The organism is Vibrio zhanjiangensis, from assembly GCF_030161235.1.
GTDB classification, from domain to species: Bacteria; Pseudomonadota; Gammaproteobacteria; order Enterobacterales; family Vibrionaceae; genus Vibrio; species Vibrio zhanjiangensis.
In genome coordinates this window covers 1-17,125 of record NZ_BSPW01000124.1, presented here as the reverse complement: position 1 = coordinate 17,125, position 17,125 = coordinate 1, and the positions used below count along the sequence as shown (strand labels likewise).

The window sequence follows — 17,125 nt, the reverse complement described above, 5'->3', positions numbered from 1 at the left end:
AGTAATTAATCCTGTTTAATGATTAGGAACGACTTCTCAAGGTGAGCAATCACCAGAGCTTTGGCCTCATCTGTAGTACTGTCTGGCCATACAATGTAAATGGGATTGAATACGGAGTTAGCCCAATAAACTTGGCCATGGCCAAGGTGGATACCATAAGCATCGGTACCGTCATAATCCTCCACGGAAGGATCAATAAGAGCACCATCTTTTTGCACAATGGAAAAATCGGGTTTATCCGAGGCTGCTGGAATGGTTTTGTTGCACATTTCACCGCGCTCATGACTCCAAAGAAGCTTAAGCGAAAGGGCAACTGGCTTGGTAATTGAATTAATAGTCATTACGCGTCCTTAATCAGTTGTTGCATGTCGAAAGAGTCATCAGACTGTGAACCTAGCTCGCTAGTTAGCAAGATCTCCTCATCTTTATTAGCTGCTGATACCTTGATTTTTTCTGAAGCAACTTCGAGGCTTACGCCTTCTTCAATCAATTTCCCTGCTAGCTCAGGAACTCCAGCCGATTCAGCCAGTTGATTAATCTTCTTGGCTTGTTCGCTTAGTTCAGAACTTTGAGCCTGTAAGTTTTGCTCTAAAGACGATTTAGAATCTTGAAGCTGATTCATCTCTGCTTTATGGTTTGCCATAAGCCGTTCTTTCTCTGCTTGGTGAGCTTGATTTAACTGGGCAATTTCGTTTTGGTGCTCAAGGTTCAAATCACTTATGATTTTGTCGTGCGTCGATTGTCGCATCATGGTTTTGATCTCTTCTTCAGTTCTAATTCCATCAATCAGGCCATGCTCTAGCATTGTATTAGCATCAAAAATATTGGCCTGAAGGTTGTGAACGTCATCTACGTTCAGATCTCGATGGTCAGCTACTAGTTGGCAGAACGAATAGCCGAGGTCATTAACTTGTTTGGTTAAGCGGTCATGCTCTCCCTGCTCTAACTTGCTTAGTGGCGCTCCATCTGATTTAGCCTCACCAGACTTGAAATAAGTCATTTTTAGTGTGGGACTGTTTATTTCCGCTCGACCTAAGATGGCACCAATAGAACCTGCTGAGCTATGAGCCGTCATGTATAGCGAAGAGCAGGCACTTGCTAGAGCAAAGTGAGCTGAGTGACACGCTCCATTGATAAAGCCGACAATCGTCTTTTTCTCTGCCAGTTCTCTGATATAAGTAGCAAGCTCTAGACAACCGGAGCCTTCACCGCCGGGTCCATCGAACTCAATAAATATTTCTTCTATGCTTGGATCTTCAACTAACATGCCTATTTGCTGTCGCAAATAACGATAGCTAGTCACCTCATTGCAGTTTTCATCTAGTCCATTGAAACGATGTGAAAGGCCACCGAAAACTGACATGTGGCAGAAAGTATCGCCACGGTTACTATTTCCACCTACAAACAACGCGGGGTTCTTGTGGTAACTACTGACCATCTCCAGAGCCGCTTGATGCGCTGGCTGTGTCATCAGCATTGGTACGTTCGTCATTAGACTCAGTAGGTGCTTCATTTGGGGTTAATCCTCTTGATTCTGAGGCATCTCGACTTCGCTTAATACCATCAAGATGCTGATCTAAGGTTTTGCCTCTACCATTAGAGACTTCTTCCATTGACGTAATGTCATTTTGGATCTCGAGAACCAATGCCTTGGCAGCTTTCAGTGGATCGATTTCTTCCCACTCTGGCCATATCCACGTTGGGTCTAGATATTGGTAAGGGTTTTCAAAGTAACCAGGTAACTCTTGAGCGGTTTTGAGCTGATAAGCTTCGATAAACCAACCGATAATTCGATTGAAGGCTGGTATTAAAACTACATCGCGTAGCTGCCCGATAAAGCGGCGATGGTTGATCATTCCTGCTCGGATGCTGGAGTAATTAACTTGAGTTAAATCCCCTGTCAGCATTTCAAAAGTTATACCCAGAATACCCGCAATCATGCGAAGAACTTGGTTGTTGTGCTCTTGGTAATTACCAGCTATCTCTGGTGGAGATGCTGTTTTTATGTCTTTGACGCCATTAAGCACAGTTACATCGCCAGCTCTCACAACTAACTTTTCTTTCGGTGCGTTAGTTCCTGGTGCTCCATTATTATGCTGAGACGGTGATGACTCTTTAAGTGCATACACCTTCTGAGCATTTCGCTTCATTCGAGATTTAAGCTCAATCGTCTGATTGTCTTTATATTGTTTTGCGAAATCAGCACCTGACGTGATCCAAGGTTGTGCTGAACTCTGCCCTGCATGTAATACATCTCGGATGTGAATAACATCTGAAGCTGGCAACCAATTTACTGACTCTTCGTCAAACTCTGGGTGGTCACGAGGTAACTTATAGAAGGCGTACTTTTTAACCTTGCCATTTTTGGAGTAAAGAATACCGCCACGAACATAACTCCCTTTTCCCTGTTTCTCTAGCTCAGAGGCATGGCTTAAGGGACTAACAACCTGAAGCTGAAGAGGTACTGGATCTAGAGTTCTTCGGCGGATAATAAAGCCACTACCATCAAGCAGCATGGTAACGACCGATAAAGCCTGCACTCCTGCAAAGTTGGTATTGCCATAAAAGTCACAGTAAAGGTTCCACTCCTTCCATGCTTGATTAAAGTCTTCACTGAACAACTTCGTATCGAAAATTGGTTTAGCACCGCCACCAATACACGATGCTCGAAAGCGCCGAGCACCAATACCTAATAACGGATTGTTTCGGATTAAGTGGTGACTAGCCGTTATCTCTTTTCTTAATGCTTGTTCACTCTTTTCGTTGTCATGAACTTGAGCATCAGAAAATAGCGCTGAGTCAGCTGTACTTGAGTAGGCACTCATAACACCACCTCAACCTCTACATTTTGCATTAGTGGGATGGGATTCAATTCTCGTCGCATTGAGTACTCAAGATCACGAAGCTCTGGAAGGCTTACTTCTGAATATTGAACAGAACGCTTTGAGCCTGATGCGCTTGTATGCTCAACCTTTACCGTTCGCTCACCATTAGCCAGTTTAATAATTGCAGCTTGAATGGCAGCTAGGTTTTCAGCCGTTGCTAAAATCGTCATTAATAAGCCTCGTAATCAGATGTTTCATAGTCATCGGTGTAATCACTCTCTTCATATCCAACAGAAGAATCAGAGGAGGATGTGTCAACTAGACCAAGGGGGTATTGGGACGATGCAGCTTGAATTTCTAGCCGTAGGAAGTCGTACAACCATAAGAAATAAACTAGTAAATCCCATGGTTCATTGCGTTGCTGGCCAGGCTTTTTAGCCCACCGTACATTGCTGCCACTTCCGATAAGTTCTTCAGCAGTAAGCATTTGGAAATAATCCAAGTTGAAAACCTCACTCACTGGGTAGTGAATGTAATTTTTACCTAACTTTTCGTTATTTAGCCGTTCTGCTGCGCGGTTTTTCAGTTGATGAACATTGAGGCTTCGATACTCACAATGCGCTTCCGAATGTGTTTTATGAGTGAGGGTTAGTTCTGGTTTGAATTTGTTCTTACCATTAGCTTCTCCACGAATAGCAAAAATCCAACCCGAATAGGGTGCAACAAACTGCAGCATTGCTTTCCATGCGTGACCGTTACAATCCATCACCACACGATAAACCGTTATCTCTCGACCATCTTTCATCCGAAAACGAGCAGATAAACGCCCTATTAACTCTTGCTGTATTTCTTCATCTTCGGGGTCGCCCATCACAACTTGGTAATCAATCGCCCACGTTTCTCCTCGTCTGCCAACTAACCAAATGTGATATTCAAAACGATTTTTCTGAGTATCGACTGAAGCTAATAGGCAATATCCTTCTGCAGGTAAATACTCACTTGGATCGTAATGTTCTCTACGTTCATAGAGTGCATCGAAGTTGTTCAGCTTGTGAACTTTCTGAGTCGTTGAATATTCAACACCTACTTTGGTGTTCATAAACGACTGCATTTTTAGCGGATCTTTCTTCGCTCGCTCATATTCTTTAGCTAACGTAGGTAGTGCCGTGTTTGGATTGTCGTTATAGGCCATCCAGATATGAAAGCCTGCATCAACTTTACCACGCTCATTAACATCACCTGGCTTTCCGCACTTACAGCACAGAGCAGTTCCTGTTTCATCCCACAGTTCTGGAACTTGGTGAGTATCACAACATGTAAATTCACGCGTTGCTCTCCACTCTCCTTGCTCAATCATGTTGAACTTATGGTGTTCATAAATTTTCTTAGAGCACCCTACGCAGACGAAATGTGCTGTTTTAAAGTCATGCTTGTCGTAGCGTAGATTTTCAAGCTTAAGGCGCTGCATTTCTCCACAGTGTGGACATGGCACATATAAATAACGCTGATCGGTTTGCAAAAACTCTTTAGTAATCTTGCAGGTTCCCGCCTCTTTTGGCGTGGATCCCATAACAATCTTTCGTTTACTCTCCGTCTCTGTTCGAGTAATCGCGTTCTCTACTGGATCACCTTCGTTATCTGGGTTTTCAGGCCAACCTGATACTTCATCAAGAAATAGATAACGAATGGTAACCATACGAAACGAGCCAGCAGAAGTGGCCCATACAACAGAGAAATCACCACCATAAAAAGCTTTCTCTGTACTGGTATTCTTACCAAGCATACATTTAGCTACTGGGGCGCAGTAGGTAAAGACTTTGGCCGCTTCTTTTGTCGCATACTTTTCAGCATCAGTGTTAGTATTCTGAGCCACCATAATATTGGCTGGGTCATTCGTGATAGACCAACCAATACAAGTATTCATAAAGATGGCATAACCAACACGCGCACTTTTAGATAAAACAATTTTTTCTATATAAGGGGATTCATACGCCATAAGCCAAGCTTTCTGGAATGCTTTAGGCTTATAGATTTGAGCGTCTGGGTTTTGATTAATCGTCGCCCAAGTAACTATCTCCGTCCTCTTCGGAGGAACGATAATATTTAGAATACCTTTGGATAATAGGCGTGATAATTGATTGCAATTCATCTAAACCCTTCTCATCCAATTCATGAAGAGCGTCGTGAACTAAGCCATCAATAGTTTTTATATCGGAAGGCTCTAGTGGTATCCGTTTAGATATCTGGTTAGATAGATCAATCAAACTGCTCTTAACAAGAGACAACGGTTTGTTATACAGCTCAAATAGAGCTTCATACGGCACCATCTCTCCTAAATCTTTTTCATTTTGAAGGCGAATTTTTATAGCTGCCTGCTTCTCTTTCTCTGCTTTCCATTCGTCGCTCGTTTCAGGCTCTTTTTCGCTTTCACTACTTCCGATTTGAAGGCTCATATCTCGACCATGAGCCGCCTTCATTTTTCGGATTATTTCAGACTGATGCTTAACAAAAGCTTTAGCCGATTCATCAACAATTATTTTGCCTTTTCCGTCTCGAACAAATTCATAACCATTTGATTTACTTTGGTTGGAAAGCGTTTTAGTTGATACACCTAAATACTCTGCTACGGCCTTTGCTGTACTCATAAAACCTCAACAAACTGGCCGTTTTACTAAATAAAAAACGATTTTTCTGATCAAAGGAACGATTATAAAAATACGAAACAGAAACAGACAAAAAAATAAAAAAAAATTGTCAGACTAGGCGAGTTACACACCCGCTGATTACAAGCCCCCTCAGTGAGTACCTAAAACTCTTTGACATCCTTAGCTGCCTGAGTTGCTTTTAGAACGGCTTCTTCCAAGAGTTGCTTGGCCTCTTCCATTAACTGAGGGTTAGCCGTTGGTTGATTGGTCATCAATACTTCCATTGCTTGAGCTTGAGTGCTAACAACCGAGTTGAAATAAGTTTGAGTCTGACTCATGTTGACCTCGTTAATTGAATTATTGCTAAGGACTATCTGAGAAAGTACTTAGCAATAAAGCGTCGAATAGCTATGCACAATCCAATGCGCCACCTGCACAACTATCGACTTTTCCTTGTATGGCTCGGGTTTGTAACAGCCCAGTGGATTGACCAGGCTGTTACTGTCATGAGATTGATTTCCGTGACGAACGTATAGTCTGCCCGTTCAGTTATCGTCACATGCCCACTTGGGAGTTAATGACTACATAAGTACCCCTCGATAGAATCAATACAAAACGGTTCGCTGACTAATTGCTTAACACTCTCGAAAAAAACGCTAAGCAATAAAGGCCCAATAGTTGAATCGGGCCGAAAGAAAGCAATAGTTTTTATCCCTACATGAACAATCCGATTAGCTATTTGTCGGCCTGTTTGTCTTGGTACCACTGTTTAATCTTGTCGAACTTCTTCGCGCAAACTGACATCGCTGTCTGCCATGTAAGGTCTCGCTCGGCTGACTCCAGCTCTGAGTGAGTGCGCGGCGGTGTTGTGTAAGGAATATCGCAAGGACCGAGATACGCTGGTGGCGGAATAACAAATCGTTCTTTAACCTGAAGAACTATCTCCTTTTCGGGTTCCGTAATGCTGGAGCATCCTGTCATAGACAGAAGAGCTATACTGCTCATTGCAACCGTCAGCACTGCTTTTAGCGTCATCATTGAATAGTTTCCCTAAGTCCAAGATGGATGTTTTTAGTTTTGCGTCCATGGTCGCATTCAACTGTTGCCGCCACTCTTCAGCAATTATGCCTTCATCAAGTTGCTGGACTAACGAATCAACCGTGGTATTTAATGACTGATTAAAAGCGACCGCTATGCCGAGTTCTGCTTCCTTTTTACCTGTCGCAGCATTCGCTTGTTCGAGTTCATATTTAAGGCCCGATATCGTGTAGGTTTGAAAGAGAATAAAACCAAGAAGGATAGCAATGGCGACCATATGGAAGTTGTCGAGAATCTTTTTTACGAAAAGCAAAGTTCCATCTCCTTTCCACGTCGCTTAATCAAGCCGTTAAGCTTCTTACCACCGCCATAAACCCAGAATTTAAGTTCTTGGCAAGCATCGGTGTAGTAACCGGCTTTAAGCTTTTTATAGATGCGAGTCTCGCTACCATCGGGATTATGCCGATATCGTGTACAGCCCACGTTGAAGATAAATGATGTGAAGGCATCAATCTGGCCCTGACTCAATGCGGCAACTTCCGTAGTGGTAGCAAGACAATCCTGTGCAGACTCTATATTTAGAGTCCAGTCTTTGGCGACTTGTTCTATTGTGATTTGTGTATCGGTAACACCGTGAGTATTACCGATACCGTTAGTAATAAGACCAGCTGGACAAATGTATGGAGTTAATCGACACTCTTCGGCATTACCAATCAACTCTAATCCTGCATGTGAAACGATGACATTGTTAGGAACCACGCTCGTAACAATGAGTGCTATAGCCGCACCAACTGAGCAAGCTATCTTTTTAACGTGTTTCATCAGCCTTCTTCCTCAGTAATAAAAGCCGTCACTGAATTTCCGCTTTGAGCGTTTTTTTCCAACACAGCTAATGCTTTACGCTTGTAGATGATGTTAACCACGTTAGTAATAATGAAAGTAAGTAATGTACATGCGATACCTGTGATCATTGACCATTGGCTCAAACCTAGAGCACCCATAGTCGCAGTTACACTACCAATTGCCGCTGTAATTTTGTCACCTTTCGCGACAATGAAAGCCACGACGACTCCAGCTAGAGCCGACAGCCAAAACTTTTTCTTCTCTAGCATGGGGTTTTACGCGATATGCGCCCTATAACTTATTAAATGATTCTACTGTCTGAGAGTAAGTGCCTTCTTCCATCTCAATCCCAATGAACTTACGATTCAAACTCAAACAGGCTTTACCCGTTGAACCTGAACCCATAAAGGCATCAAGCACCAAATCACCATCACGGCTACTTGCCGTAATAATGTGCTCCAGCATATCGGCTGGCTTTTCGCATGGGTGTTTGCCCGGGTAATACTGAACAGGTGCAAATGTCCAAACGTCGGTGTATGGAACTTCGCTGGTCACTGAGAAAGGACGACGAAGGTTTTCATACTCCGCTTTTAGATCGTCATATTCTCTGCAGAGTGTTTGATACTCCTTATTGAGTGAATCAAACTCCTTTGTCAGATCTTCATGTGAACGACCTAATTCAACCGCTCGGCTGTTGAATAACGCCTGCAGCTTTTCGTATTGCTCTTTATTTGGCAGTTGCCATTGACTGGAGCTGAACCAGTGCGAGCACATTTGAGTGCCTGTGACAGCATTGATATCTTTTGCCGATATGCCAAGTGATTGACGAGCCGCCCTGAAGTATTCAATCAGTGGTTCGAAGACTTCTCTTTTTAGCTCTGCGCACTTTGTGGCGTAGCCAGCAACGCCTTTAGCGTGACCGTCGGCTCCGTAATGTTCCGCAAATAAAATTCGTTCTGTTGATGGAAAGAAAGAGCGTAAGTCAGTCTTTCTCATTCTTCGCCACGGGCCGCTAGGCTTGGCCCAAATGATATGGTTTAGAACATTGAAACGTTGACGCATAAGTAGTTCAGTATCAGCTGATAACTTATGGCCACAGAAAAAGTAAATTGAACCAGACGGTTTAAGCACTCGCCAAAACTCTAACAGCACCTCATCTAACCAAGCTAAGAACGACTCAACATCTGGCCACTGGTTATCCCATGCATTCTTCTTTACTTGATAGTATGGTGGGTCCGTTAAAACGAGATCAACGCTGCTATCTGGTAGCGTTTTAAGGTATTCAAGACAATCCGCATTAATTAATTGTACTTGTCCATCTCGATAAGATTGTTTCAAGTGGGCCTCCTAAATAGGCACTCTTGGCACTCTTATCTCTTCACAACTTTTTTGCAACGGCTGCATTTCACTTCAACCGCGCCGCAATGCCTACACAACAATTTATTGCAGTGTGGACACCGTAATTCTTTTAGTAATGTTAATGTCATAAGTTACCACTTTCGTGTAAACTCCACCGCGCTCTGCAGAGCAGGGTGGGCCTTGTTTTGGCTTATGACTTGCGTAATAGGTCAAATGGCTGTTAAGAGGTGCAACTCTTAACAGTCGCCCATTTCATGCCGGGAGATAAAACAGCTTCCTCTCTGTGTAACAGGTCTCAGGTTCTCAAGGCTGTTCCAAATACGAAAAAACCCCGCAAGCGCGAGGTTTATTGAAGATTAAGAGGTCTAAGGTCTTAATTTCTGGTTGATGGGCTACAAAAACCGCATCTTGGTAAAACTATATACTCACAACCCTACCTTTGCAACTACATATTGATGTATTTTTTTCAAAATCACGCTATATGTTGTGTTGTTAGGTAAATATGACGCTCGCCGATTTGGGTTGTTAACAAGCGGTTATCGGCCGTATACGCTAAGCATCCTGACGCTAATAACTGCTCTACAACAAATTCCAAGTGGACTCGACCTGCCTCTTCTGTATCCCTACTCCAAAGCAACATGGAGTCAATAGTCGTAGGCCCACAGTTGGCACTCTCTAGAATGCTTAACACTAAGTTAGCTTGTCTTGGTTTAATTGGTTTCATCGTTTAACTCTCCTGGCGTTTAAGTCAGGTCCGACACTAATAACTTGCAGAGCGGAAAGCCAGTCCTTATTGGGGCAATAGTTGTTCATGTGACCACCACCTCCTATTGATAATAAACAACTCGCTGCGCTATGGGTTCGGAGTTACTGTTCGTGTCGAAACAAACGCCAGGAGAAGAAAATATGACAACGAAACAAATTAAAAATGACATAACTGAAACTATTGAGCTATCAATTAAATTGCGCGACATGATTGGCAAACTGCACAAAAACGTCTGCCTAGAAATGTCTATAAAGGAAAAACAGGACGAGCTGACAACCGAAGAACAACTACTAAGTGAAATAATAATCCCTATGATAAGCGATGCCACTCAACTACTCGGCAAGGTGTCCATGCTAGATAATATTTACAACAAGTAACGAAAAGCCCTGCACATGGCAGGGCTGAACTTAATTTACAAAGAGGCGCTTGATAATGCATTCACCTCATTACTAGCTGTAGTTGTAGTGGCTTGACTTTATAAACTGGCCGACAGAACTTCAACAATCAGGCAGTTCTCCACATAGTCTGCAACTTGCTCAATGTCGTCACTGTTGTTAATCGCATCGCTAGACTCTTGCGCCCAACGTTCAACCACAAGCTGAGAAACCCACATTTCACTATCTCCCCAAACCAAGTCGCCAACCTTAGCGCCGTCTAGGTATCCGTCATAGTCCTCTTTCTGCTGCTCTATCATCTCTTGAGTCAAAGTCTCAAACACATTGATGTTTTGATGCTTTTCCTTGGCAAGCTTGCTTATGGCCGATTCCATGGAGTCATATTTGAAGTCATTGAAGCTGGTGGAATCATCCATCACCTTTCTAATGGTGCTTACTACCTTTTCTAGTGATACTTCTTTCATGGCCTGTATTCCTTTTTAGCTTATAAAGAGTGCATCTCTAGTTCATGGCTCGCAGCTACTTGCAAAAAATGAGAGCGATTCTTGTACTCTGGATGAGTTTTAACAACATCATCAATTTTTTTGATATACAAGCTTGGCAACGTGGCATTTATCTTTTCTGCCTTACCCAAGTACGGTTCTATATCAACTTCAACTAAAGATAAAACCCAACCTTTGTAATCATCATCCGCCTGTAAGCTAGCAAGGTCACTAGGACTTGGAGGGAGCTCGCCACGTTCTGCCAAATCTTCTAGATAAAACTCTACAGCCTCTTTAGCATTAAATACCGCTTCATCTAACGTATCACCTGCTGAAAAGCAGCCCTTTAAGTCAGGAAAAACCACACCATAAGCGTGTTCACTATCTCCCGTTTCTATTGCAATTGGATATAACATTTTTTTCGTCCTTACGGAGCACAGTAATTAGTGCAGTGATGGGGGCTTATAGCCCCGCATCTTTCATTAACCTTTTAACTAAACCGATTTTCAAATCTTTCTTGGGATGGGGAACAACTACAGGGTTTTCGAAATCTGGATGCCTAAATTTATGGTGACTTCCTCTAACTTTAACCAGTTCCCAACCGTTATTTTCTAAAAGCTTAATCAGATCTGCACTTTTCACTGTACCTCCTATCTATTAACTTGGGGTTATTATAACCCCAATGAAGTAAAGGTGCAAGAAAATAACTCCAATAACTACAAGGCTAATATTTGTTGTGAAATACTTAAGAATATAACTGCATCTCTAAACTACTCGCCTCATCAATCAAGCTTTGCAAATAGTCCCTGCGTAACTGTATCTGTATTCTAGCCTTGGCTATTGCTTCTTGTTTGTCATTGCTAAAGAACACGTCAGATGCCTCGCTGCCAGCTCGTCGCCAGTATATGTCCTCTACCTTATTTTTCTTACGGAGAAGTTCGCCAGATTCTAAGCGGTAATTAACCTCTGTTTCTCCAATCACTTGCAAGGCATCAATCTTACCCATAGCCGCTCTATAAAGCATGTATGGTTCAAATGGCTTTTTGCTGACAGGCTCTTTAGCTGGTAAGCCTGCCGCCTTTCTGCATGCCCTACAAATTGCTTTTCCGCTCTCTAGCGCCTCTTTAGGAGAACGTAAAGGATTATTACAAAAGAAGACAGTCTTTCCACAGTAAGATTTCCAACAACTGTCCTTGCTCTTGCTATTGGGGTGTGATGAATCAATAATGCAAGGCATGCTAAGCTCCTATTGACAGGCTTTCAGCTTTAATAGCGGACTCATAATTGATTATCATATCGATTCAATGACCTCTTTAGTTACAGACTCTAACAAGCTGTCCCTTCTGTCAGTAGAAAGCAATTCTTGCAGGTGCTCTTTTCGTATTATCTTCTTGCCTAACTTCACTGCCCAATAGAACTCTGCCGTAGCACCTTCACTCATACTCCAGCGAGGAAGAAGAACGACCACATCACAAACCTCAAGCATGGCATGTGCAAACTTCATGTATTCCGGCTCACTCATGCCTTTAGGAAGTAGGGATGTGTATAAGGCAGCATTACCCGAATTAGAAATCAGGTCCGCGACACTTTTGAATGCTTCGAAGTTATGATCAGGCTGACCACTCACTGGGCCAGCAATGTAGAACTTTGTAAGCAAAACTATTCCTTAACCAACACCACACCATGATCACTCTCAATAGCTCCAGTAATAACAGAGCCATTCTCATCACGAACAAGCCCAAACTCTTCTGCAGCCACAATTGCTTCACGCATCATCATAGTGACATTGGTTAACTTATCTTGACTTTGGAGTACATTCTTACCAATTCTCGGTTTTCCGTTTGGTCCTTGGTCTTCACCAAGCTCCGACATAATAACAAAAGACTGACGCTGAATAGCTTCAACCTGCATCAACAACCCAAGAATCAAGAAATTATTGTTTTTCACCGTTTGAGCCTCAAACGACATATCCTCAGCAATGTTCAGAGACTTGCTCATGATCTCGCCGCGAACTTGTTCCATTAGTTCTTCAAGCTTCCAGCCTGCTGGATTATCTCTACTCATTAAAACAGGAGCTTTTTCAGCAGCCTGTTGTTGAACGGCTTCTATAATGTGTCTTACATCATCTATCTCTAGACCAGCATCTTCAATCATCTTAGCTATAGTCACATCCATCTTTTTAATCCTTAATTGTTAGTATGTTCGGTTTCATATCCATCTGAGGCACCATCGTAATAAATAGTGCCAACAATCTGTGCAGGAGGTTCCGTTCTCCACTCTGGCACCCATTTATCTAACCAACTCATAGCCTGAAACTGAGACATACGGTTGTGCTTCATTACATAAGCCACGAGCTGATTAGAGTCAGACTGCATTGTTATGAACAGGCGTAAGCAGTACGAGATGCGCGTGCGAAGGTATCGCGGAATGGAATATCATCATCGAAGTCCATCGGCGGCTCGTTGTATTGCGGTGGTGTTCGCTGTGGCTGAGATTGTGCAGGGCTACGCTGTGGCGATGGTTGTTGTGATGTTGGCTGTTGAGGTTGACCCCAACCACCTTGCTGAGTAGATTGCTGCTTATTACCAAGGATTTGTGCCTGCCCTTCTGGATAACGAACATCTACATAAGTGGTGTAACGGTCTTGGCCACTCTGATCTTGCCATTTTCGTGTTCTTAGCTTTCCTTCGATGTAAACCTGATTACCTTTCTTTGCGTATTCGCTCAAAAACTCGGCTGTCTTACCCATTACAGAGATTTTGTGCCATTCGGTTTTATCTCGCTGTTCTCCTGTCGCTTTGTCACGCCATACATCACTATTTGCGATTGTCAGATTAGCAACAGCAGTACCATCAGGCAGATAACGAATTTCAGGGTTTTCACCAAGCCAACCAATTTGGATAACTTTATTAACGCCACGACTCGCCATTACTCAGCTCCATCTAATAATGCTTTCGCTTCTTCGCTGATTTTCTCTTCTGTTACCGACATAAGCTGAGCTTCTTTTAATTGGTTGATGGACTCTTCACTTTCACGATCCGAGATAACCCTTCCTCCAAACGACTCATTTAAAGCACTAAAAATTCGGTTTAAGCGGTCAGCCGTAATAAGCCAGTTAGCATTGAAATCTTCATCGGATATGCTGAATAATCGGTCGGCTAAGGGATCTGAATTAGGTATGGGTTCGACAAAACTGAGAATATAAAAATGCTTATCGCGCTTAGATACGATAGTGATAGCCCATGTTTCATCTTCGTTAGCACAAAAAACAAGGCCTATCTGAGTAATGCTTTTTCCTTTAAGAACTTCACGCTCTTCTTTACCAATCTCGATTCCTTTAAAAGAGACTTGCTTATTTGCTTTGTCGCCAACAGCTTTTATTTGGTCGTAATAATCAACACGAAGAAAATCACTTAACTTACGCTCGCCTTGCAAAACTTCAGATAAAGCTTCCGACGGTTGATGTTCCGTATTTACAGGTAGTGCAACAAAAGAACCTAGACAGCGACGTAGAAGTTTTAATAACTGTTCACAGCGTTTCTCACTCTTGTCATTCACAAATAGATAGCCTGAGTCGGTATCAATAAATGCTGTTACATAGTTTACGCTTGGTATTTCAAGGCGTAGCATTTCTTCTTTAACTTGAGAGTAATGCTCATTTTCCAGCTTTTCTTGGTCAAGTTCCGGCTTTTCTTCAATGATTTTACTGACCCGTTGACTAACAACTTCCTTAACTTTTGATGGGGAAATATTCTTCTCTTGAATCTTCAAGCGAAGGCCATACAAGCATCCAAGATTAATAATTAATTCATCTCGGTTAAGGTCCATTGGACTAACAAAGCCCAATGATTCTGTACCTGTATCTGAAAGAGGTTTGGATCGAAACTCTTCGAATCGCTTTTCAAGCGTATCTAGACTGTAAGCAAATGCGGGTAAATAGTAAGGAGTACATTGTTTAAATTGCATAAGAGACTCTTAATGTTGAATTGGTTTAATTTGGACACCGTTTTCAGTTGGGACCACGGACACAATTGGCTTATCAGCATGGACCCAGTATTCTTTTTCACAGTAGTAGCCTTGTTTTTCCAAGTGAGACTCGGCTTGAAAAAAGCTTTCAAAAGTAAATGGAGTATCGGTTGTGTTCGTGGTTTGCATACTTCCTCTCAAAGACGCTTATATTCGTAAGCATCATCTGATGTAAGCTCATCTTCGTCATTGTTAACCAATACGAGAAGTTCGCGACAACACTGGGAGACATGCAGTTCTTCGAAGTGAACATGAATTACACTTAACTCTTCACAATCGACTGAAGAGCTAGTGTCTCTATATTCAGTTATTGCTTTTGTTTCCCCATAACACTCACCACATAAAATTACTGGGTGAGTTTTTATTGCCTCTGGTTTTAATTTATATTCACCAATTTTCTTGAGTTCCATTTATGCTCTCTCCTGGCGTAAGTTTTTTGATTCTTTTAGGTGATCCGGTACTGTTTGGCGCTCTGTGTAGAACCTCGCCCATGTTTTGAGTACGTGTTCATCACCTTTTCGATTTGATAAGGCCCATCCTGCGATCGCGGCATTTTTGTTAGTGAAGGGCCCTTCGTGGTAGTTGCAATTAGGGCAGCGAAGAATGAATTCATTCGTGGACTTCCTATAACCCCACTCAGGCAACCAAGTGTTCTCTGGCTGTAGATTGAAATGCTGATTGCAAAGGCAAGTCGGCATTCCTTCTGGCAGCTTTTCGGCTGCGGCCTCGTTCATACACATGATCTAAACCCTCCTTATCAAATAGATTTAAAATGTCGAGTAGGCGGTTCCAGCGTTTAGCCCAAGACTTTTCCCAAGCTTTCTGTTTCTTACCTGCTTTTTCAGCAATCTGTGATTGCGCTAACTGCATTCGATTCGCATTCAGCGCATCGCGTTTTTGCATACAAGCAAGCAAAGCGAGATGCTTGATTAAATCTTTAGATTCACAACTGAGATTTTTTGACTCTGACTCATAAAAGTACTTAAGCAGGACTCTAAGCAGAATTTTGCTAGGCACTTGAGCGCCATCGCTATAACAATATTTAAGCCAATCACCCAAATGCTCATCAGCACTGTTAATGTCTCGCACCACTTTGGAGTGCTTAAGCGCTTGTGGCGGTAGGGGCATAGGTGAGCGCTTAAACTGCTTACATGCCAACGTAGTAACCGATTGTGGCTTAACTTTCGCTAATACTTCGCCGTTCTCACCCACTTCCGTTCGGTAGCTACTACGCTGATACTTTGCATCGCTAATTCCATTATTTCCAAAACCATCCAGTTGACCTTTCGTTCTAGGGATAACTAACAGCGCGGAGCGAAGCTCTTCTCGTAGGCCTTCCTCGTTATACTTCACACGCATAGTCAATCCTTATCCAAATAGAGTGCTGTTTCGATAGGCTTTAGATGCAGCTGGTTCGATTCCTGTTGCTCGGTAAATGGCCCCTAACTCGGCCATCAAAATTCCAATACATTCGTTAATTTCGTTCGCATAATTAAGTACTTCGATAGGGTCATCTTCTGATGTGAAAACACCATCCATGGCCGGATTGGATTTAATAAGTATGTCGCCCCACTCTTTCGCCATTTGCGGCAAATGAGAGCGCGTTTCGTGTTTTTGGGTCCGTGGTCCCATTGCGGTTAATGCCACAAAAAAAGATCCCAGCATGCCGCAAATCTCATTTTTTAACGGCTGCTGGAACTCAATAGGCAAACTTGAGATAAATGGAAACACCCAGTTGACTGAAATTTCGTTTTCACCGTCAATGTATCGAACAAGCCTCCTAGATTGGCTCTTGTACCATTTTTCAACATCTCTGGTCGGTTCAGAAAGCTCTCCTGACTTAATAAGCTCAGGGATCATGTACGTCCGTATGTACTTGTCTTTTGCAATACCAGTCTTTTCTAAGTAGCAATTAATATGACTAACCACTACAGCTGATAATCTGTTGTCCATTTTTCGACGTGTCATTCCTATCACCTAGCAACTATCATTATTAATATCGAAATACGGGAAGCGTTCTGGGTAAATCAAATGTTCAAGCGTTAAGCCAAGTTGCTTGTATCGCTCAAGCACCAAGTAACAAACTTCTCCCGAGGTGTTTTTTGATGTCCCTCCCTCGAGCCTACTTAGCGTTGAACCACTAGAACCTACTTCCTTTGCTAAAAGCTCTAAAGAGACATCCTCATATGTTCTGCATTTTCTTAAAGGTGTCTTCATATATAAAATCTCATATATGGGATGGAGTTTAATAGATTAAATATATTCCCGCAAGTGTGCAACACGCAATTTGAATCATTCAGAATTTCCCATATATGGGATAGAGAGCGAAACAATGAATATTTCACAAAACGTTTCACATATGATTGGTAGCGTATTAAGAAAGGAAAGGACGAGACGAGGATTCAGCCTAAATGAGACGGCTAACACCCTAATGGAATGGGGAGTTGACTGTTCTAGGACAACACTAGGCAGAATAGAAAACGGTGCTCCTGCTAGCTTTCCGATTGTTGATGGTTACCTGAAGTTGTTTGGTTGGAAATACTCAGAATTAGATAAACGCATTAACCCTGACGAAGACTTTGAAGTTATTGAACAGCCGATAATTCAAAGAAAAAAAACAAACGCTCCTCATTTTGGTAGGGAACTTTCGGTTCTATCGTGGATACAGGCAGGGAACTGGGATGAAAGTCCTTATATTGATAACGAACAACAAGAAAAGCAGTTCGTATCTGGAAAACTTCCCAAA

General features: G+C 42.5%; 29 protein-coding genes. 2 read left to right on the top strand and 27 right to left on the bottom strand.

Features of this window, described 5'->3' with window-relative positions; all coding sequences use genetic code 11:
- Positions 1-5: 5 nt before the first annotated feature.
- The 13 genes from QQK21_RS22190 to QQK21_RS22135 form a co-directional block, all read right to left on the bottom strand.
- Entirely contained in the window at positions 6-341 is a 336-nt protein-coding gene (locus QQK21_RS22190; RefSeq protein ID WP_284194355.1) for a hypothetical protein, read from the bottom strand.
- The gene (locus QQK21_RS22185; RefSeq protein WP_284194354.1) at positions 341-1,492 is read right to left on the bottom strand and encodes a S49 family peptidase; all 1,152 of its coding nucleotides are present in this window, start codon (positions 1,490-1,492) and stop codon (positions 341-343) included. Before QQK21_RS22185 ends, QQK21_RS22190 begins: the two co-directional genes overlap by 1 nt.
- Entirely contained in the window at positions 1,428-2,825 is a 1,398-nt protein-coding gene (locus QQK21_RS22180; protein ID WP_284194353.1) for a phage portal protein, read from the bottom strand. Before QQK21_RS22180 ends, QQK21_RS22185 begins: the two co-directional genes overlap by 65 nt.
- On the bottom strand, positions 2,822-3,055 hold the full coding sequence (locus QQK21_RS22175; protein ID WP_284194352.1) for a hypothetical protein: 234 nt from the start codon (positions 3,053-3,055) through the stop codon (positions 2,822-2,824). Before QQK21_RS22175 ends, QQK21_RS22180 begins: the two co-directional genes overlap by 4 nt.
- Positions 3,055-4,974, bottom strand: a complete 1,920-nt coding sequence (locus tag QQK21_RS22170) for a terminase gpA endonuclease subunit (protein ID WP_284194351.1) — start codon at positions 4,972-4,974, stop codon at positions 3,055-3,057. Before QQK21_RS22170 ends, QQK21_RS22175 begins: the two co-directional genes overlap by 1 nt.
- A complete protein-coding gene (locus tag QQK21_RS22165; protein ID WP_284194350.1) occupies positions 4,877-5,470 on the bottom strand; it encodes a hypothetical protein in 594 nt (197 codons plus the stop codon). Before QQK21_RS22165 ends, QQK21_RS22170 begins: the two co-directional genes overlap by 98 nt.
- A gap of 161 nt (positions 5,471-5,631) precedes the next feature.
- Positions 5,632-5,808: a hypothetical protein gene (locus QQK21_RS22160; protein WP_284194349.1), complete on the bottom strand. Its 177-nt coding sequence runs from the start codon at positions 5,806-5,808 to the stop codon at positions 5,632-5,634.
- A gap of 397 nt (positions 5,809-6,205) precedes the next feature.
- A complete protein-coding gene (gene lysC, locus QQK21_RS22395; protein ID WP_431313157.1) occupies positions 6,206-6,451 on the bottom strand; it encodes an Rz1-like lysis system protein LysC in 246 nt (81 codons plus the stop codon).
- Positions 6,396-6,821: a hypothetical protein gene (locus QQK21_RS22155; RefSeq protein WP_284194348.1), complete on the bottom strand. Its 426-nt coding sequence runs from the start codon at positions 6,819-6,821 to the stop codon at positions 6,396-6,398. The genes lysC and QQK21_RS22155 overlap by 56 nt, the downstream gene beginning before the upstream one ends.
- A complete protein-coding gene (locus QQK21_RS22150) occupies positions 6,809-7,330 on the bottom strand; it encodes a lysozyme (RefSeq protein WP_284194347.1) in 522 nt (173 codons plus the stop codon). The genes QQK21_RS22155 and QQK21_RS22150 overlap by 13 nt, the downstream gene beginning before the upstream one ends.
- On the bottom strand, positions 7,330-7,620 hold the full coding sequence (locus tag QQK21_RS22145; RefSeq protein ID WP_284194346.1) for an HP1 family phage holin: 291 nt from the start codon (positions 7,618-7,620) through the stop codon (positions 7,330-7,332). The genes QQK21_RS22150 and QQK21_RS22145 overlap by 1 nt, the downstream gene beginning before the upstream one ends.
- A gap of 22 nt (positions 7,621-7,642) precedes the next feature.
- Complete coding sequence (locus tag QQK21_RS22140; RefSeq protein ID WP_284194345.1) at positions 7,643-8,689, bottom strand: DNA-methyltransferase; 1,047 nt, start codon at positions 8,687-8,689, stop codon at positions 7,643-7,645.
- 493 nt (positions 8,690-9,182) lie between these two features.
- Positions 9,183-9,434: a hypothetical protein gene (locus tag QQK21_RS22135; RefSeq protein WP_284194344.1), complete on the bottom strand. Its 252-nt coding sequence runs from the start codon at positions 9,432-9,434 to the stop codon at positions 9,183-9,185.
- A gap of 182 nt (positions 9,435-9,616) precedes the next feature.
- Here QQK21_RS22135 and QQK21_RS22130 point away from each other — a divergent pair, with 182 nt between their 5' ends.
- Positions 9,617-9,853, top strand: a complete 237-nt coding sequence (locus tag QQK21_RS22130) for a hypothetical protein (RefSeq protein WP_284194343.1) — start codon at positions 9,617-9,619, stop codon at positions 9,851-9,853.
- Between the two features lie 98 nt (positions 9,854-9,951).
- Here the strand turns inward: QQK21_RS22130 and QQK21_RS22125 are convergent, their stop codons facing one another.
- The 14 genes from QQK21_RS22125 to QQK21_RS22060 form a co-directional block, all read right to left on the bottom strand.
- The gene (locus QQK21_RS22125; RefSeq protein ID WP_284194342.1) at positions 9,952-10,335 is read right to left on the bottom strand and encodes a PHD finger domain-containing protein; all 384 of its coding nucleotides are present in this window, start codon (positions 10,333-10,335) and stop codon (positions 9,952-9,954) included.
- 20 nt (positions 10,336-10,355) lie between these two features.
- Positions 10,356-10,769, bottom strand: a complete 414-nt coding sequence (locus QQK21_RS22120; RefSeq protein WP_284194341.1) for a type II toxin-antitoxin system HicB family antitoxin — start codon at positions 10,767-10,769, stop codon at positions 10,356-10,358.
- A gap of 46 nt (positions 10,770-10,815) precedes the next feature.
- Positions 10,816-10,995 carry a type II toxin-antitoxin system HicA family toxin gene (locus tag QQK21_RS22115; RefSeq protein WP_284194340.1) on the bottom strand — a complete coding sequence of 60 codons (180 nt, stop codon included), beginning with the start codon at positions 10,993-10,995 and terminating at the stop codon, positions 10,816-10,818.
- A 103-nt stretch (positions 10,996-11,098) separates the two neighbouring features.
- Positions 11,099-11,590 (bottom strand): hypothetical protein, encoded by a 492-nt coding sequence (locus tag QQK21_RS22110; protein ID WP_284194339.1) that lies wholly within the window; start codon positions 11,588-11,590, stop codon positions 11,099-11,101.
- Positions 11,591-11,644: 54 nt separating this feature from the next.
- Positions 11,645-12,010 carry a DUF4406 domain-containing protein gene (locus QQK21_RS22105; protein WP_284194338.1) on the bottom strand — a complete coding sequence of 122 codons (366 nt, stop codon included), beginning with the start codon at positions 12,008-12,010 and terminating at the stop codon, positions 11,645-11,647.
- A 2-nt stretch (positions 12,011-12,012) separates the two neighbouring features.
- Positions 12,013-12,528, bottom strand: a complete 516-nt coding sequence (locus QQK21_RS22100; protein ID WP_284194337.1) for a hypothetical protein — start codon at positions 12,526-12,528, stop codon at positions 12,013-12,015.
- An 11-nt stretch (positions 12,529-12,539) separates the two neighbouring features.
- Positions 12,540-12,692 carry a hypothetical protein gene (locus QQK21_RS22095; RefSeq protein WP_284194336.1) on the bottom strand — a complete coding sequence of 51 codons (153 nt, stop codon included), beginning with the start codon at positions 12,690-12,692 and terminating at the stop codon, positions 12,540-12,542.
- 38 nt (positions 12,693-12,730) lie between these two features.
- Positions 12,731-13,282, bottom strand: a complete 552-nt coding sequence (gene ssb / locus QQK21_RS22090; protein ID WP_284194335.1) for a single-stranded DNA-binding protein — start codon at positions 13,280-13,282, stop codon at positions 12,731-12,733.
- Entirely contained in the window at positions 13,282-14,319 is a 1,038-nt protein-coding gene (gene rdgC / locus QQK21_RS22085; RefSeq protein WP_284194334.1) for a recombination-associated protein RdgC, read from the bottom strand. Before rdgC ends, ssb begins: the two co-directional genes overlap by 1 nt.
- Before the next feature lie 9 nt (positions 14,320-14,328).
- Positions 14,329-14,508: a hypothetical protein gene (locus QQK21_RS22080; RefSeq protein ID WP_284194333.1), complete on the bottom strand. Its 180-nt coding sequence runs from the start codon at positions 14,506-14,508 to the stop codon at positions 14,329-14,331.
- Between the two features lie 8 nt (positions 14,509-14,516).
- Positions 14,517-14,789, bottom strand: coding sequence for a hypothetical protein (locus tag QQK21_RS22075; protein ID WP_284194332.1), 273 nt, complete (start codon positions 14,787-14,789; stop codon positions 14,517-14,519).
- 226 nt (positions 14,790-15,015) lie between these two features.
- Positions 15,016-15,738: a bacteriophage antitermination protein Q gene (locus QQK21_RS22070; protein ID WP_284194331.1), complete on the bottom strand. Its 723-nt coding sequence runs from the start codon at positions 15,736-15,738 to the stop codon at positions 15,016-15,018.
- Positions 15,739-15,747: 9 nt separating this feature from the next.
- Positions 15,748-16,347 (bottom strand): hypothetical protein, encoded by a 600-nt coding sequence (locus QQK21_RS22065; RefSeq protein WP_284194330.1) that lies wholly within the window; start codon positions 16,345-16,347, stop codon positions 15,748-15,750.
- Between the two features lie 9 nt (positions 16,348-16,356).
- Entirely contained in the window at positions 16,357-16,596 is a 240-nt protein-coding gene (locus QQK21_RS22060; protein ID WP_284194329.1) for a helix-turn-helix domain-containing protein, read from the bottom strand.
- Positions 16,597-16,711: 115 nt separating this feature from the next.
- On the opposite strand from QQK21_RS22060, the gene QQK21_RS22055 reads away from it, so the two are divergent.
- Positions 16,712-17,125: helix-turn-helix domain-containing protein (locus tag QQK21_RS22055; RefSeq protein ID WP_284194328.1), on the top strand; the 414-nt coding region annotated here is incomplete at its 3' end.

What these genes read in the sequence shown, in the direction of transcription:
- QQK21_RS22130 (WP_284194343.1), top strand. Translation starts at nt 9,617, where the DNA reads ATGACAACGAAACAAATTAAAAATGACATAACTGAAACTATTGAGCTA.
- ssb (WP_284194335.1), bottom strand. Translation starts at nt 13,282, where the DNA reads ATGGCGAGTCGTGGCGTTAATAAAGTTATCCAAATTGGTTGGCTTGGT.
- QQK21_RS22160 (WP_284194349.1), bottom strand. Translation starts at nt 5,808, where the DNA reads ATGAGTCAGACTCAAACTTATTTCAACTCGGTTGTTAGCACTCAAGCT.
- QQK21_RS22190 (WP_284194355.1), bottom strand. Translation starts at nt 341, where the DNA reads ATGACTATTAATTCAATTACCAAGCCAGTTGCCCTTTCGCTTAAGCTT.
- QQK21_RS22110 (WP_284194339.1), bottom strand. Translation starts at nt 11,590, where the DNA reads ATGCCTTGCATTATTGATTCATCACACCCCAATAGCAAGAGCAAGGAC.
- QQK21_RS22150 (WP_284194347.1), bottom strand. Translation starts at nt 7,330, where the DNA reads ATGAAACACGTTAAAAAGATAGCTTGCTCAGTTGGTGCGGCTATAGCA.
- QQK21_RS22135 (WP_284194344.1), bottom strand. Translation starts at nt 9,434, where the DNA reads ATGAAACCAATTAAACCAAGACAAGCTAACTTAGTGTTAAGCATTCTA.
- QQK21_RS22145 (WP_284194346.1), bottom strand. Translation starts at nt 7,620, where the DNA reads ATGCTAGAGAAGAAAAAGTTTTGGCTGTCGGCTCTAGCTGGAGTCGTC.
- QQK21_RS22120 (WP_284194341.1), bottom strand. Translation starts at nt 10,769, where the DNA reads ATGTTATATCCAATTGCAATAGAAACGGGAGATAGTGAACACGCTTAT.
- QQK21_RS22185 (WP_284194354.1), bottom strand. Translation starts at nt 1,492, where the DNA reads ATGACGAACGTACCAATGCTGATGACACAGCCAGCGCATCAAGCGGCT.
- QQK21_RS22180 (WP_284194353.1), bottom strand. Translation starts at nt 2,825, where the DNA reads ATGAGTGCCTACTCAAGTACAGCTGACTCAGCGCTATTTTCTGATGCT.
- QQK21_RS22060 (WP_284194329.1), bottom strand. Translation starts at nt 16,596, where the DNA reads ATGAAGACACCTTTAAGAAAATGCAGAACATATGAGGATGTCTCTTTA.
- QQK21_RS22100 (WP_284194337.1), bottom strand. Translation starts at nt 12,528, where the DNA reads ATGGATGTGACTATAGCTAAGATGATTGAAGATGCTGGTCTAGAGATA.
- QQK21_RS22075 (WP_284194332.1), bottom strand. Translation starts at nt 14,789, where the DNA reads ATGGAACTCAAGAAAATTGGTGAATATAAATTAAAACCAGAGGCAATA.
- rdgC (WP_284194334.1), bottom strand. Translation starts at nt 14,319, where the DNA reads ATGCAATTTAAACAATGTACTCCTTACTATTTACCCGCATTTGCTTAC.
- QQK21_RS22175 (WP_284194352.1), bottom strand. Translation starts at nt 3,055, where the DNA reads ATGACGATTTTAGCAACGGCTGAAAACCTAGCTGCCATTCAAGCTGCA.
- QQK21_RS22080 (WP_284194333.1), bottom strand. Translation starts at nt 14,508, where the DNA reads ATGCAAACCACGAACACAACCGATACTCCATTTACTTTTGAAAGCTTT.
- lysC (WP_431313157.1), bottom strand. Translation starts at nt 6,451, where the DNA reads ATGACAGGATGCTCCAGCATTACGGAACCCGAAAAGGAGATAGTTCTT.
- QQK21_RS22065 (WP_284194330.1), bottom strand. Translation starts at nt 16,347, where the DNA reads ATGACACGTCGAAAAATGGACAACAGATTATCAGCTGTAGTGGTTAGT.
- QQK21_RS22095 (WP_284194336.1), bottom strand. Translation starts at nt 12,692, where the DNA reads ATGAAGCACAACCGTATGTCTCAGTTTCAGGCTATGAGTTGGTTAGAT.
- QQK21_RS22165 (WP_284194350.1), bottom strand. Translation starts at nt 5,470, where the DNA reads ATGAGTACAGCAAAGGCCGTAGCAGAGTATTTAGGTGTATCAACTAAA.
- QQK21_RS22125 (WP_284194342.1), bottom strand. Translation starts at nt 10,335, where the DNA reads ATGAAAGAAGTATCACTAGAAAAGGTAGTAAGCACCATTAGAAAGGTG.
- QQK21_RS22070 (WP_284194331.1), bottom strand. Translation starts at nt 15,738, where the DNA reads ATGCGTGTGAAGTATAACGAGGAAGGCCTACGAGAAGAGCTTCGCTCC.
- QQK21_RS22170 (WP_284194351.1), bottom strand. Translation starts at nt 4,974, where the DNA reads ATGAATTGCAATCAATTATCACGCCTATTATCCAAAGGTATTCTAAAT.